This window comes from Streptomyces triculaminicus (assembly GCF_017349075.1).
Taxonomy (GTDB): domain Bacteria; phylum Actinomycetota; class Actinomycetes; order Streptomycetales; family Streptomycetaceae; genus Streptomyces; species Streptomyces triculaminicus.
Genome location: NZ_JAFMOF010000002.1, coordinates 985322 through 998956, shown reverse-complemented (window position 1 = coordinate 998956; position 13635 = coordinate 985322). Strand labels below are relative to the sequence as shown.

Sequence of the window (13635 nt, the reverse complement as noted above, 5' to 3'; positions counted from 1 at the left end):
GCTAGGAAGGGGTGGTTTCCGGGCGGTGTGCGCCGCCGTTCGGCGGTGCAACATCTCCCGCACACCCGCTCGCGGGCGGTGTGAGGCGGACCCGCCACACGGGCAGCGCGGCCGGCTCGCCCCCGGGCCCGGCCGGCTCGTCCAGGCAGGCTCCCGTCCTGAGGTCGAAGGCCTGTTTGTACATCGGGGAGACGACCACCGGCGTGGCGCCCCGGCTGCCGAGCAGGCCCCGGGAGATCACATGGGCCCCGCTGAAGGGGTCGCGGTTGCCCACCGCGTACACCTCTCCCCCGCGGTCGCGGAACAGCGCGATCTGCCGACCGTCGACGAGCACGGCCGTGCCGCGTCCGGGCAGCAGGTCGTGGTAGGCGCACACGGCCCGCCAGGGGCCGCCGGCCCCGGGCTCGATCTCGATCTCGACGAGGGATCCGGTCATCCGGCCGCCACCGCCTCGTGCTCGAGGGCCGGGCGGATCTGGCCGCGCTCGGGCAGGAAGCGCACCGTGGGGTCGGGGGTGCCGGGCGCGTTGGCGAAGGAGACGAAGCGGCGCAGCCGTTCGGGGTCCTCCAGGGTGGCCCGCCACTCGTCCTCGTAGGTCTCGGTGTGCCGGGCCATCAGCGCGTCGAGCTCGTCGCAGATGCCGAGCGCGTCGTCGACGACGACGGCCCGCAGGTGCTCCAGCCCGCCGTCCATGCGCTCGATCCAGGGGGCGGTGCGCTCCAGGCGGTCGGCGGTGCGCACGTAGAACATCAGGAAGCGGTCGATGGTGCGCAGGAGGGTGGCGTGGTCGGCGTCGGTGAGGAGGAGGTCGGCGTGGCGGGGGGTCATGCCGCCGTTGCCGCCGACGTAGAGGTTCCAGCCGGCGGAGGTGGCGATGACGCCGAAGTCCTTGCTGCGCGCCTCGGCGCATTCGCGGGCGCAGCCGCTGACGGCCGCCTTGACCTTGTGCGGGGAGCGCAGGCCCCGGTAGCGCAGCTCCAGTTCGATGGCGAGCGCCACGGAGTCCTGGACGCCGTAGCGGCACCAGGTCTGGCCGACGCAGGACTTCACGGTGCGCAGGGCCTTGCCGTAGGCGTGGCCGGATTCGAAGCCGGCGTCGACGAGGCGGCGCCAGATCAGGGGCAGCTGGTCGACGGTGGCGCCGAACAGGTCGATGCGCTGACCGCCGGTGATCTTGGTGTAGAGGCCGAAGTCCCGGGCGATCTCGCCGATGGTGATGAGGCCCTCGGGGGTGATCTCGCCGCCCGGGACGCGCGGGACGACGGAGTAGGAGCCGTTGCGCTGGAGGTTGGCGAGGAAATGGTCGTTGGTGTCCTGCAGGGCGGCCTGCTCGCCGTCGAGGATGTGCACGGAGTTGCCGAGCCGGGGGTTGAGGGTGGCGAGGATGGAGGCGACGACCGGCTTGCAGACGTCGCAGCCCTCGCCGCCGGTGCCGTGCTCGTCGATGAGGCGGGAGAAGGTGGTGACGTTCTTGACCCGTACGATCTCGAAGAGCTCGGCCCTGGTGTGCGCGAAGTGCTCGCACAGCCCCCTGCTCACCGGCGTGCCGCCGGCGGCGAGTTCGTCGCGGACGATGGTGGTGAGCATGTTGACGCAGGAGCCGCATCCGGTGCCGGCCCTGGTACATCGTTTCACCGCGGCCACGTCCGCGCAGCCGCCCTCGCTCACGGCGGCGCGCACGGCGCCCTTGGAGACGTTGTGGCAGGAGCAGACGACCGCCTCGTCGGGCAGGGCCACGGGACCGGCGGGCCCGCCCTCCGGGGTGGGCAGCACGAGCTGCTCCGGGGGCGTGGCGGGCGGGGTGCCGGCGGCGGCGAGCGGGCGCAGCAGGTCGTAGGCGGCCGCGTCGCCGACGAGGACGCCGCCGAGCAGCCGGCCGTCGGGGGCGACGACCAGCTTCTTGTACACGCCCTCGCGGGTGTTGGAGTAGAGCACCTCCAGGGCGCCGTCGCCGGTGCCGTGGGCGTCGCCGAAGCTGGCGACGTCTACGCCGAGGAGCTTGAGCTTGGTGGCGAGGTCGGCTCCGGTGAAGGACCCCTCGCCGCCGGTGATGCCCCGTGCGGCGGCCTCGGCCATGGCGTAGGCGGGGGCGACGAGGCCGTAGACGCGGCCGTCGGCGGCCCGCGCGCATTCGCCGACGGCCCAGATGTGCGGGTCGGCGGTGCGGCAGGCGGCGTCGACGACGATGCCGCCGCGCTCGCCCACGGGCAGCCCGCAGGCGCGGGCGAGCTCGTCGCGGGGGCGGACGCCGGCGGAGAAGACCACCATGCCGACGGCGAGCGTCCGGCCGTCGGAGAGCGTCAGGGAGTCGACGGTGCCGTCGGCTCCGGAGCCGACGCCCTGTGCGCCCACGCCGGTGTGGACGACGACGCCCAGCTCCTCGATCCTGCGGCGCAGCGCGGCGCCACCGCCGTCGTCGACCTGGACCGCCATCAGGCGGGGGGCGAACTCGACGACGTGGGTCTCCATTCCCATCTCCCGCAGGGCGCCCGCCGCCTCCAGGCCGAGCAGTCCGCCGCCGACGACGGCGCCCACGCGGGTGTGGCCGGCGCGGTCCCGGATGGCCTGGAGGTCCTCGATCGTGCGGTAGACGAAGCAGCCGGGGGTGTCGTGGCCGGGCACGGGCGGCACGAAGGGCCGGGAGCCGGTGGCCAGGACCAGCGCGTCGTACGCGACGGTGGCCCCCGAGCGGGTGGTGACGGTCCGCGCGGTGCGGTCGACGGCGGTGGCGGGGTCGCCCAGGCGCAGGTCGATGCCGTGTTCGTCGGCGAAGCCCGCGGGCCACAGCGAGAGGTCCGCGGCGGTGGTGCCGGAGAACCACGAGGTGAGGTGGACCCGGTCGTAGGCGGGGCGGGGTTCCTCGGCGAGGACGGTGATGCGCCAGGCGCCGGGGGCGCGGTCGGTGAGCGCCTCGAGCAGGCGCTGGCCGGCCATGCCGTGGCCGATCAGCACCAGCCGTCGTCGGGTGTCCGTCACTGAAGGGCTCCTTCCGTGGTGAGCAGGTGCAGGGGGTCGCGGGGCAGGGGTTCGCTGCGTTCGTGGACGGCGGTGAGGTCCGCGACGCCCGTGAGGTCGCCGACGAGGACCGCGCCGACGAGCCGGTCGCCGCGCAGGAGGAGCTTCTTGTAGGTGCCGCGGGTGGCGTCGGCGAGGTGTACGGAGTCGGTGTGCGGGCCGGCGTCACCGGTGCAGTCGCCGATCGCGGCGATCTGGAGGCCGCCCGCGCTCAGCCGCAGGTACCGCGGCGAGCCGGCGTAGCGGGCGTCGGGGCGGGCGCCGGACAGCCGGGCGGCCAGGACGTCGGCCTGGGCCCAGGCGGCCTCGGCGCGGCCGTGGACCACGCCGCGGTGCTCGGCGCAGTCGCCGATGGCGTACACGCCGGGCGCGGAGGCGGCCAGGGTGTCGTCGACGACGACGCCGTCGCGCACGGTCAGTCCCGCGGCCCGGGCGAGGCGGGTGCGGGGGCGGACGCCCTGGGCGAACACGACCAGGTCGGTGGTGTGCCGGCCGCCGTCGGCGAACGCCAGGCCGGTGACGCGCCGGCCGCCGAGCAGGGCGGTGACCTCGTGGCCGGTCGTCACGGTGACGCCCGCCGCCTCCAGGCCGCGGCGTACGACGGCGGCCGCCCCGGCGTCGAGATGACGGTTCATCAGGTGTGGTGCCCGGTGCACCAGACGCACCGGCAGTCCCCGCTCGGCCAGGACGCGGGCCGCGTCGACGCCCAGGGCGCCGCCGCCGACGACGGTGGCCCGGCGGGCGAGCGGTACGTCCCCGGTCAGGCGCGCGGCGTCGGCGAGGGAGCGCAGCACGTGGACGCCGCGGCGCGGCGTGTGCCGCTCCGCCGCCGGCCGGCCGTTCGTCTCCCGCCGGTCCGCTACGGGCGCCGCGGATGCGGGCGGGGGCAGCGGCGCGGCGCCGGTGGCCAGGACGAGCGCGTCGTAGCGGGCCGTCTCGCCGGTGGCCGTCCGCAGCGTGCGGGCGGCCGGGTCCAGGGCCGTCACCTCGGTGCCCGCGCGCACGACGGCGCCGCCGGTGGGCAGGCCCGGTGCGGCGGGGCCGTAGCGGCCGGCGAGCACGCCGGTGAGCAGGGCGCGGTTGTACGGGGCGTGCGGCTCGCGGCCGTAGAGCGTGATCTCCAGCTCGCCGGGTCCGGCGAGGCCCAGCGCCTGGTGGGCGAAGCGGGCGGCGGCCATGCCCGCCCCGGCGACGGCGATCCGACGGGGCGTCATGACGCCCGCCCGGCGGCGTCGGCGGGCTCGGTGGTCCCGGTGGGCTCGACGGGCGCCTTCTCCACCCGGACGGCGCACGCCTTGAACTCGGGCATGCGCGAGACGGGGTCGAGGGCGGGGTTGGTGAGGTTGTTGGCGCTGCCGGCGCCGGGCCAGTGGAAGGGCATGAAGACCGTGTCGGGCCGGATGCCGGCGGTCACCCGGGCCGGTGCGACGGTGTGCCCGCGCCGGCTGGTGACGGTCAGCAGGTCGCCGTCGGCGACGCCGAGCCGGTCCGCGAGGCGCGGGTGGAGTTCGACGAAGGGGCCGGGCGCGGCCCGGTTGAGGGCGGGGGTGCGGCGGGTCTGGGCGCCGCTCTGGTACTGGGCGAGCACGCGGCCGGTGGTCAGGCGCAGCGGATAGCGGGGGTCGGGTTCCTCGGCCGCCGGCCGGTGCGAGACGGCGGCGAAGGGCCCGGCCGTCGTCGGTGGCGAAGCGGTCCGCGAACAGCCGGGGCGTGCCGGGGTGGGCGGGCCGCCCCTCGCCGGGGTCGGGGCAGGGCCAGAAGACGCCGTCCTCCGCCGCGATGCGCCGGTAGGTGATGCCGGAGTAGTCGGCCTGGCCTCCGGCCGAGGCCCGGCGGAGCTCGGCGAAGACCTCCTCCGCGGCGATGGGGAAGCCCTTCGTGACGCCGAGCCGTTCGGCGAGGCCGTGCAGGATCTCCAGGTCGGTGCGGACGCCCTCGGGCCGGGTCAGGGCCGCGCGGCGCAGGATCACCCGGCCCTCGAGGTTGGTCATGGTCCCCTCCTCCTCGGCCCACTGCGCCGAGGGCAGGACGACGTCGGCGAGCCGGGCGGTCTCGGACAGCACGACGTCGCACACCACGAGGTGGTCCAGGGCGCGCAGCCGTTCGGTGACGTGGGTGGCGTGGGGGGCGGAGACGACCGGGTTGGAGCCCATGAGGAGCAGGGCCCGTATTCCGTCGTCGGTGCCCGCGGTGTCGAGGAGTTCGTACGCCGAGCGCCCCGGGCCCGGCAGGGCGTCCGGGTCCACGCCCCAGACGCCGGCGACGTGGGCCCGGGCCGCGGGGTCGTCGATCGAGCGGTAGCCGGGCAGCTGGTCGGCCTTCTGGCCGTGTTCGCGGCCGCCCTGGCCGTTGCCCTGCCCGGTCAGGCAGCCGTAGCCGCTGTACGGGCGGCCGGCCCGGCCGGTGGCCAGGCACAGGTCGATCCAGGCGCCGACGGTGTCGACGCCCTTGCTGTGCTGTTCGCCGCCGCGCGCGGTCAGCACCATGCCGGAGGAGGCGCCGCAGAACAGCTCCACGGCCCGGCGCATGTGCGCCACGGGGACGCCGGTGATGCCCTCGACGCGTTCGGGCCAGTGCGCCATGGCCGCCGCGCGGGCGCGCTCGTAGCCGGTGGTGCGCTCCGCCACGAACGCCTCGTCGACGTGCCCTTCGGCGATCACGAGGTGCAGCAGACCCAGGGCGAGCGCGAGATCGGTGCCGGGGGCGGGGCGCAGGTGCAGGTCGGCGAGGTCGGCGGTGCGGGTGCGCCGGGGGTCGACGACGATCAGGTGCCCGCCGGACTCCCGCTGTTCGCGCAGGTACCGCAGGGCCGGCGGCATGGTGTCGGCCGGGTTGCCGCCGACCAGGATCAGACAGCCGGTGCGGGCGACGTCCGCGAGGGGGAAGGGCAGTCCCCGGTCCAGGCCGAACGCCCTGCGCTGGGCGGCGGCCGCGGAGGACATGCAGAAGCGGCCGTTGTAGTCGATGTTGGCGGTGCGCAGCGCAACCCGCGCGAACTTGCCGAGCAGGTAGGCCTTCTCGTTGGTCAGGCCGCCGCCGCCGAACACGCCGACCGCGTCCCGCCCGTACCGCCCCGCGGCCCGGACGAGTCCCCCGGCGGCGCGGTCGAGGGCCTCGGTCCAGCTCGCCTCGCGCAGGGCGCCGGTACGGCGGTCGCGCACCAGCGGGGCGTGCAGGCGGGCGGCGTCGGCGAGGACCTCGGCGGCGCTGTCGCCCTTGCCGCACAGCGCCCCCCGGTTGACGGGAAAGCCGGGGCGCTCCTCGACCGCCACGGCGGGGGCGCCCGGGGCGGGCCGCTCGAGGAGGCGCAGGCGCATGCCGCACTGCAGCGAGCAGTACGGGCAGTGGGTGTCGGTGGGCGGGGGAGCTGCCGTCATGTCACGAAGCCTCGTCCTGCCGCGTTACGCCGGTGCGACGGACGTATTGCCGTGGGCGCACATGCCCCGCACCCGGCCGACGTGGTGATGTGCGCGGCACGACACACGCGCGTAGAGAAGCGGGCATCGCACTAACGTCCCCGTCATGCGCGCGCAACGGCCCCTTAACGACCGTCGGCCACGCTCGGCACATGACGACAGCACTACCCGGTGGCCCGCCGCCGCCCGAGGGGCCACTGGTCGGTCTCACCGTGGGCGTCACCGCGGACCGGCGGCGCGACGAGCTCACCGCGCTGCTGGGCCGCCGGGGTGCCACCGTCGTCGGCGCGCCCGCCCTGCGCATCGTGCCCCTGTCCGACGACGCCCTGCTCCACGAGGCGACCGAGGCGTGCCTGTCCGGCGGGCTGGACTACGTGGTGGCCACGACCGGGGTGGGCTGGCGGGGCTGGATGAGCGCGGCCGAGGGCTGGGGCACGGGCGCCCGCCTGGTCGCGGCCTGCCGGGAGGCGATGCTGGTCAGCCGGGGCCCCAAGGCCGCGGGCGCGCTGCGCGCCTGCGGGCTGCGCGAGGCGTACGCGCCGGAGTCGGAGGCCCTGGACGACGTCCTGGCCTGGCTGCTGGAGCGCGACCTGCGGGGGCGGCGGGTCGCGGTGCAGGAACACGGGGCGGCGCTGCCGGAGTTCACCGCCGCCCTGCGCGAGCGCGGCGCCGACGTCATCACCGTGCCGGTCTACCGCTGGGGGCCGCCCGAGGACCCGGAGGCGCTGCGCCGGCTCGTCGAGCAGACCGCGCGCCGGGAGATCCACGCCCTGCCCTTCACCAGCGCACCGGCCATCGAGGCGTTCCTGGCGGCGGCCGACGCGGCCGGCCGCCGGGCCGAGGTCGTCGAGGCGCTGCGCCACGACGTCCTGCCGGTGTGCATCGGCCCGATCTGCGCCCGCCCGCTGATGCGCGAGGGCGTTCCCTGCGTATGGCCCGAACGGGGCCGGCTGGGCGCGCTCGTGCGCACCCTCGTACGGGAACTGACCGCCCTTCACCGGCGCGAGGTGGCCACCGAGGCCGGCCCCCTGGTGCTGCAGGGCACGGCCGTCCTGGCGGGCGGTACGACGCTGTGGCTGCCGCCGCTGCCGGCGGCGGTGCTGCGGGCCCTGGCCGAGCGGCCGGGCGCGGTGCTCAGCCGCGCGGAGCTGCTGCGCAGGGTGTGGCAGGGGCCGGTGGCCCGGCAGCCGGACGAGCACGCGGTGGAGGCGGCCGTGGCCCGGCTGCGCACCGCCCTGGGCCCGTACGGGCACCTGGTGGGAACGGTGACCAAGCGCGGCTACCGGCTGGCGGTCGCGCCGTGACCGCCCCGGGCACGGCCCCGCCCTTGCTGGCCGTGGCGCACGGCACCCGCGACCCGGCGGGCATGGCCGCGATCGGGGCCCTGCTGGGGCGGGTGGCGGCGCTGCGGCCGGGGCTGCCGGTCCGCCTGGGCTGCGTGGACGTCGCGCGGCCCTCCCTCACCGAGGCCCTGGCGGGCCTGAGCGGCACGGTCGTCGTCGTGCCGCTGCTGCTGGGGGACGGCTATCACGTACGGGTCGACATCCCCCGCGCCCTGGCCGCCGCTCCCCGGGTGCGCGCCCGGGTGGCCCCCGCCCTGGGGCCGGACCCGCTGCTGGCCGAGGCGCTGGCGGGGCGGCTGGCCGAGGCGGAGCCGCGCGGGGGCGGCGGGCCCGTGGTGCTGGCCGCGGCGGGCTCCACGGAACCGGCGGCGAACGCCGCGACCGAGTCGATGGCCGGCCTGCTCTCCGCCCGGCTGGGGCGCCCGGCGGTCGCCGCCTATCTGTGCGGCGGCTCGCCCACGCCCGCCGAGGCGGTGTCCGCCCTGCGCGCGGGGGGCCACCGGCGGGTGGCGGTGGCCCGTTACCTGCTGGGCCCCGGCTTCTTCGCGCGCCACGCGGCCCGCGCGGGCGGCTCGGTCGTCTCCGAGCCGCTGGGCGCGCACGAGGCGGTGGCGCGACTGGTGCTGCGGCGCTACGACCGGGCCGCTCTGCCGCTGTCAGCGGCCGCGTAGCTGTTCCATATCGCGCCGCTCGCGCTTGGTCGGCCGCCCGGCGCCGCGGTCGCGCACACCGGCCGGCGCCACGGCCTCGCGCGGCGGGGGCGGCGGGGAGTTGTCGACGAAGCACTCGACGGCGACGGGCGGTCCGACCCGCTTGCGGACGAGCCGCCTGACGACCACGATCCGCTCGCGGCCCTCGTACCGCAGCCGCACCTCGTCCCCCGGCTTGACCGTCTGGGCGGGCTTGGCCCGCTCGCCGTTGAGGCGCACATGGCCGGCCTTGCAGGCCGCGGCGGCCAGCGAGCGGGTCTTGGTGAGCCGCACGGACCAGATCCAGGCGTCGATCCGTACCGGCGTCCCCTCGTCGGTATCCATGCCCGCACTCTACGACAGGCAGGTCGCGGGCCCGCCCGGCCGCCGGCGGGCCGCTCGCCGCCGCCGCGGCCGTGGCCGGTTACCGCCGGGCGCCGACGGCCGTGCCCGGGGCGTGTGTTGACTTCTTCGGCACCCCATGCCACTCATGTCGTGTTCACATCAGACCCCCACCTCCTCGCACCCGGCCGGCCGGCCCACAGGGCCCGGTCCCGGACGGAAGGGAGCACGGCGATGAACACCACCCCCTCCACCCCCTCGATCCCCCGGCGCCGCAGGCGGACACTGGCGAGCGCCGCCTTCGTCACCGCCCTCGCCGCCGCCGGCGTCGGCCTCGGCGCACCCTCCGCCACGGCCGGCACCGTCTCCGTCGGCTACACCTGCACCGGCCCCGGCGCACCCGACGGCGTGCAGTCCCTGCAGGTCACCGTGACCGCCCCGGCGAGCGTGCCGCAGGGCGGCACGGCCGAGCTCGCGCTGGAGGTCACCACGGAGCTGCGAGTGCCGCTGAACGTGCCCGCGCACAGCGTCACGGGAGACATGACCCTCGAGCTCGGCGGCGCGGCGTCCGGCAGCGTGACGGCCACCGGCTTCACCAACCCCGCCTCCATACCCAGCGGTTCCACGGTGACGCTCACCGGCGGCACGGCCTCCGCCCAGCTCGACACCGCGGGCACGGCGACCTTCACCCCCGGCGAGGCCGCCGTCCACGTCTTCGGCGTGACCGTCGCCTGCACGGTCTCCGGCACCGCCCCCGTCGCCGCGACGACCGAGGTCACCGGCGCGTAGGGCGCCCAAGCCTCACGGACGGCTCAGGGCCGCCGCCCCGAAGGAGACGTCGAAGCGGTCGCACCAGATGCTCACGCTCCGGTAGCGACCGAGGTCGACGTCGGCGGGCACGGCGTAGTTCTGATCACCCTTGTTGCCCTTGAGCGCGCCGAGGCTGACGTGGGCGCCGTCGTCGAAGACGTACCAGCCGGCCCGGCCCTCCTTGACCGGCGCGTCGGACAGCAGGACCTTCAGCTCCGGGCCGTTGCTGGTGTCGAGGTTCTCCAGACGCACGGTGCGGGTGCCGTCCGGCAGCTGCAGCACGCGCACCGTGCCGTGGGTGGTGTGCTCGTGACTGATCAGCTCACCGCTCGCCAGCGTCCGGGCGGCCCCGTCGCCCGGCGCTCCGGGCGCCACGGGCACCGATTCCTTCACCGTCTCGTCCACCCACAGCTTCCATGGCTGGAACCAATAGATGCCAAGCCCCACCGCCACCACGAGGACACCCACGATCCCCATGACGATGGGCCTGGTCAGCAGCCGTCGTACGCGCCCCATGTCCGTCTCCCTAAGCCTTCGCGCTCTCATCCGGTACGAACGTCGATACGGCGGAAAAAGATCCATGGGCGGGGCCCACTTCGGGCGGGGGCCTCGCCTCAGGGGAACCCTCGCCTCAGGGGAGGGTGAGGATGCGCGGCCCGTCCTCGGTGACGGCGACGGTGTGCTCGATGTGCGCGGCCCGGCTGCCGTCGGCCGTGCGCAGGGTCCAGCCGTCGCTGTCCGTGCGGTAGCCGTCGCGCCCGCCCGCCATCAGCATGGGCTCGATGGCCAGGACCAGGCCGTGGCGCAGGGGGAGACCGCGCCGGGGCCGGCCGCGGTTGGGGACGTCCGGCTCCTCGTGCATCCGCCGCCCGATGCCGTGACCGCCGAAGTCGGCCGGCATGCCGTAGCGGCCCGCGCGGGCGACCGCGCCAATGGCGTGGGAGATGTCGCCGATGCGGTTGCCGGTCACCGCCGCGGCTATGCCCGCCTCCAGGGCGCGCCCGGTGGCCTCGATGAGGGCGACGTCGGCGGGGCGCGCGGTGCCGACGGTGAAGCTGATGGCGGCGTCGCCGGCCCAGCCGTCGAGCATGGCGCCGCAGTCGACGCTGAGCAGGTCGCCGTCGCGCAGCCGGTAGTCGCCGGGGATGCCGTGCACGACGGCGTCGTTGACGGAGGCGCAGATCACCGCGGGGAAGGGGACGGGCGCGAAGGAGGGCTGGTAGCCGAGGAAGGGAGAGCGGGCACCGGCCTTCTCCAGGACGTCACGGGCCACGCCGTCCAGTTCCTTCAGGCCGACGCCGACGTCCGCCGCCTCCCGCACGGCGGCCAGCGCGTGCGCCACGACGCGGCCCGCCTCCCGCATGGCCTCCAGCGCCGCGTCCGTCTTGATCTCCACCATGCCGACGACTCCCCACCCCTTGCCGCCGGCCGGTATGCGGGCCGACGGCGACCAATTCTTATACCGGTATTAGTATCACGGTCATGGTGAGAACTCCTCTGACCCCCTGGGAACGGCACCGCGGCGAGCGGCTCGGCGAGCTGCTGCGCACGGCACGCGGGGAGCGCAGCATGGTGGACGTGGCCGCGCGGGCCGGGCTGTCGGCCGAGACGCTGCGCAAGATCGAGACGGGCCGGGCGCCGACCCCCGCCTTCTTCACGATCTCGGCGCTCGCGAACACCCTCGGACTGTCCATGGACGTCCTGGCCGAGGCCTGCGTGGAGGGCCTCGGCGATCCGGAGGCGGAGATCCCGCTGTCGGCGTAGCCGGCGGGCGGAGGACTCCCCCGCCTGTCAGCGCACCAGGCGTGAAGCCACGGTCGCGCCCGGGCTGCTCGCGATGAGCGCGTCCACCAGGGCCTGACCGGCGGCGTCGAGCGCGTCGTCGTCCATCGGGCCGAGCGCGTCGAGGATGAAGACGGCGCGGGTGGTGGTGAGCGTCAGGCGGGTACGGGCGCACTGGCGCCAGTTCCAGCGGCGGCAGGTCACGCCGGCGTCGTCGCTCCAGACGACCTCGCCGGGCGGGCAGTGCTCGACCACCGTCTCGCCGCCGGCCGTGGTCGCGAAGGGCTCCTCGCCCGTGGCCCGGATCAGCCGTGCGGGGCCGGCGTAGTGGTCGAGATCCTCGCCGCCGAGCGGCAGGACGTGGGCGACGGAGATCGCGTTGTAGATGTCGGTGAGGCGGTCCACGCGCGGCAGCCCGGCGGGGACGCGGCGCAGCAGCGCCTCCGCGCTGGGGCGGGTGCGCTGCGGCTTGGCGCCGAAGGCGCGGAACGCCTCGCGCCAGGCGGCCAGGTGCGGGTGGTCCTCGGGGGCGGCGCCGGCGAGCCGGGCGCGGGCGGTCTCCTCGGCCGAGGCGAGCAGCTTCTCGCTCGCCTCGTCGCTCGGGCCGGGAAGCAGCCCTTCGGCCACGACGACCAGGGCGCGGTAGTCGGGCCGCAGGGTGCGCACGGCGGGGCCGATGGCCACGGTGTCGAGCCAGGCCTTGATGTCGGCGGTGTCGGCTGCCATACCCTCTCCTTGGATCAGTCCAATGAACTGGGAAGTCATTCAGACTGTACCAAGCGCGCCGGGTCACTCCCCGGGCGCCGGCGGCAGGGCCTCGCACAGCGCCTCGAGCGCGCCGGCGAAGGCGTGCTCGGGCGGGGTGCCGTAGCCCACGACCAGGCCGTCGCCCGGCACCCCGGCCGCCCCGCCGTGCCGGTAGAGGGACAGCCCCTCGACGGCGACCCCCTGCCAGGCCGCGGCCCGGACGACGGTCCGCTCGGTGCCGGGCGGCAGTTCCAGGACCGCGTGCAGTCCGGCGGCGACGCCGGTGACCCGTATGTGCGGGGCGCGCAGGGCCAGGGCCTCGACGAGCGCGTCGCGCCGGCGCCGGTAGTGGCGCCGCATGCGGCGCACATGGCGGTCGTACGAGCCGGAGGCGATGAAGTCCGCGAGCGTCAGTTGGTCCAGGGTGCTGGACCACGACTCCCGTTCGCCCTTCGCCTCGAGCACGGCGTCCACCAGGTGCCCCGGCAGCACCATCCACCCCAGACGCAGCGCCGGGGACAGGCTCTTGCTGACCGAGCCGATGTAGACCACCCGCTCCGGGTCGAGGCCCTGCAGGGCGCCGACGGGCTTGCGGTCGTAGCGGAACTCGCCGTCGTAGTCGTCCTCGAGGACGACCCCGCCCGTCGCCCGCGCCCAGTCGACGACCGCGGCCCGCCGCTCGGGGTGCAGGGGGCCGCCCGTGGGGAACTGGTGGGCGGCGGTGAGCAGCACCGCCGACGCGTCGCTCGCCGCCAACTCCTCGACGCGTGCGCCGTGTTCGTCGACGGTCAGGGCGACGGTGGCCAGGCCGGCGCCGGTCAGCAGCGAGCGGTGGAAGCCCAGCCCGTACGACTCCACGGCGATCGTGCCGTCCAGCACCCGCCCCAGCAGGCGCAGCGCGCCCGCGAAGCCCGGGCAGATCACGACGCGGCCGGGGTCGGCCCGCACGCCGCGGGCCCGTGCGAGGTAGTCGCACAGGGCCCGGCGCAGTTCGACGCGGCCGCGCGGATCGCCGGGGCCGAAGGCCTCGTTGGGCGCGGCGGTCAGCGCGCGGCGGGCGGAGGCGAGCCAGGCGGTGCGCGGGAAGGCGGCGGCGTCCGGGGTGCCCTGCACGAGGTCGTACGCCGGGCGCCCCGGCCGGGGCGCCGGGGCCGGGCCGCGGCGGCGACCCTCCGGGGGCTCCGCGCGGTGGGCGACCCGGGTGCCGGAGCCCTGGCGGGCGGTCAGCCAGCCCTCGGCGACCAGTTCGGCGTAGGCCTCGGCGACGGTGTTGCGGGCCAGCCCCAGGTCGGCGGCGAGCGAACGGTAGGGCGGCAGACGGGTGCCGGGGGTGAGACGGCCCGTCCGCACCGCGTCGCGCAGGGCGCGGGTCAGGGCGCCGCGCCGCCCGCCAGGGCCGTCGGACAGCTCCAGGTGCAGATCGCTGCCGGGGCCGGTGTCACGCGGGTCTTCCGCCGGATTGACCACTGATGTCATCCGGGAATTGCATCA

Annotated in this window: 11 protein-coding genes and 2 pseudogenes; 4 read left to right on the top strand and 9 right to left on the bottom strand. The window is 76.1% G+C overall.

Translation table 11 applies throughout. From position 1 onward, the window contains the following. Position 1 precedes the first annotated feature (1 nt). The 4 genes and pseudogenes from nirD to J1792_RS14480 form a co-directional block, all read right to left on the bottom strand. Complete coding sequence (gene nirD, locus J1792_RS14495) at positions 2–436, bottom strand: nitrite reductase small subunit NirD (protein WP_207247392.1); 435 nt, start codon at positions 434–436, stop codon at positions 2–4. Beyond that, on the bottom strand, positions 433–2934 hold the full coding sequence (gene nirB / locus J1792_RS14490; RefSeq protein WP_207247803.1) for a nitrite reductase large subunit NirB: 2502 nt from the start codon (positions 2932–2934) through the stop codon (positions 433–435). Before nirB ends, nirD begins: the two co-directional genes overlap by 4 nt. A 38-nt stretch (positions 2935–2972) precedes the next feature. Further along, a pseudogene (locus J1792_RS14485) lies at positions 2973–4205 on the bottom strand (NAD(P)/FAD-dependent oxidoreductase); the annotation flags it as partial. A 20-nt stretch (positions 4206–4225) separates the two neighbouring features. Continuing rightward, positions 4226–6392: pseudogene (locus J1792_RS14480) on the bottom strand (molybdopterin oxidoreductase family protein). 191 nt (positions 6393–6583) lie between these two features. Here J1792_RS14480 and J1792_RS14475 point away from each other — a divergent pair. Both J1792_RS14475 and J1792_RS14470 read left to right on the top strand, forming a co-directional pair. Continuing rightward, a complete protein-coding gene (locus J1792_RS14475; protein WP_086572171.1) occupies positions 6584–7735 on the top strand; it encodes a uroporphyrinogen-III synthase in 1152 nt (383 codons plus the stop codon). Continuing rightward, positions 7732–8445, top strand: a complete 714-nt coding sequence (locus J1792_RS14470; protein WP_207247390.1) for a sirohydrochlorin chelatase — start codon at positions 7732–7734, stop codon at positions 8443–8445. Before J1792_RS14475 ends, J1792_RS14470 begins: the two co-directional genes overlap by 4 nt. Here J1792_RS14470 and J1792_RS14465 read toward each other — a convergent pair. Then, positions 8431–8808 (bottom strand): RNA-binding S4 domain-containing protein, encoded by a 378-nt coding sequence (locus J1792_RS14465; protein ID WP_207247389.1) that lies wholly within the window; start codon positions 8806–8808, stop codon positions 8431–8433. The genes J1792_RS14470 and J1792_RS14465 overlap by 15 nt on opposite strands. 231 nt (positions 8809–9039) lie before the next feature. Here J1792_RS14465 and J1792_RS14460 point away from each other — a divergent pair, with 231 nt between their 5' ends. Then, positions 9040–9594, top strand: a complete 555-nt coding sequence (locus J1792_RS14460; protein ID WP_207247388.1) for a hypothetical protein — start codon at positions 9040–9042, stop codon at positions 9592–9594. 12 nt (positions 9595–9606) lie between these two features. Here J1792_RS14460 and J1792_RS14455 read toward each other — a convergent pair whose 3' ends face one another. After that, a complete protein-coding gene (locus J1792_RS14455; RefSeq protein WP_207247387.1) occupies positions 9607–10131 on the bottom strand; it encodes a DM13 domain-containing protein in 525 nt (174 codons plus the stop codon). A gap of 115 nt (positions 10132–10246) precedes the next feature. Continuing rightward, positions 10247–11014, bottom strand: a complete 768-nt coding sequence (map, locus tag J1792_RS14450) for a type I methionyl aminopeptidase (RefSeq protein WP_086572493.1) — start codon at positions 11012–11014, stop codon at positions 10247–10249. Between the two features lie 83 nt (positions 11015–11097). Here map and J1792_RS14445 point away from each other — a divergent pair, with 83 nt between their 5' ends. Then, on the top strand, positions 11098–11379 hold the full coding sequence (locus J1792_RS14445; protein WP_086572491.1) for a helix-turn-helix domain-containing protein: 282 nt from the start codon (positions 11098–11100) through the stop codon (positions 11377–11379). A gap of 27 nt (positions 11380–11406) precedes the next feature. Here J1792_RS14445 and J1792_RS14440 read toward each other — a convergent pair whose 3' ends face one another. Then, positions 11407–12123: a B3/B4 domain-containing protein gene (locus tag J1792_RS14440; protein ID WP_207247386.1), complete on the bottom strand. Its 717-nt coding sequence runs from the start codon at positions 12121–12123 to the stop codon at positions 11407–11409. Between the two features lie 63 nt (positions 12124–12186). Further along, positions 12187–13620 carry a MocR-like pyridoxine biosynthesis transcription factor PdxR gene (gene pdxR / locus J1792_RS14435; protein WP_207247385.1) on the bottom strand — a complete coding sequence of 478 codons (1434 nt, stop codon included), beginning with the start codon at positions 13618–13620 and terminating at the stop codon, positions 12187–12189. Between the last annotated feature and the right edge of the window lie 15 nt (positions 13621–13635).

Excerpts from the sequence above, each read along its gene's own strand:
- J1792_RS14460 (WP_207247388.1), top strand. The coding sequence starts at position 9,040 with ATGAACACCACCCCCTCCACCCCCTCGATCCCCCGGCGCCGCAGGCGG.
- J1792_RS14475 (WP_086572171.1), top strand. The coding sequence starts at position 6,584 with ATGACGACAGCACTACCCGGTGGCCCGCCGCCGCCCGAGGGGCCACTG.
- map (WP_086572493.1), bottom strand. The coding sequence starts at position 11,014 with ATGGTGGAGATCAAGACGGACGCGGCGCTGGAGGCCATGCGGGAGGCG.
- J1792_RS14455 (WP_207247387.1), bottom strand. The coding sequence starts at position 10,131 with ATGGGGCGCGTACGACGGCTGCTGACCAGGCCCATCGTCATGGGGATC.
- J1792_RS14465 (WP_207247389.1), bottom strand. The coding sequence starts at position 8,808 with ATGGATACCGACGAGGGGACGCCGGTACGGATCGACGCCTGGATCTGG.
- nirD (WP_207247392.1), bottom strand. The coding sequence starts at position 436 with ATGACCGGATCCCTCGTCGAGATCGAGATCGAGCCCGGGGCCGGCGGC.
- J1792_RS14440 (WP_207247386.1), bottom strand. The coding sequence starts at position 12,123 with ATGGCAGCCGACACCGCCGACATCAAGGCCTGGCTCGACACCGTGGCC.
- J1792_RS14445 (WP_086572491.1), top strand. The coding sequence starts at position 11,098 with ATGGTGAGAACTCCTCTGACCCCCTGGGAACGGCACCGCGGCGAGCGG.
- nirB (WP_207247803.1), bottom strand. The coding sequence starts at position 2,934 with ATGGCCGGCCAGCGCCTGCTCGAGGCGCTCACCGACCGCGCCCCCGGC.
- pdxR (WP_207247385.1), bottom strand. The coding sequence starts at position 13,620 with ATGACATCAGTGGTCAATCCGGCGGAAGACCCGCGTGACACCGGCCCC.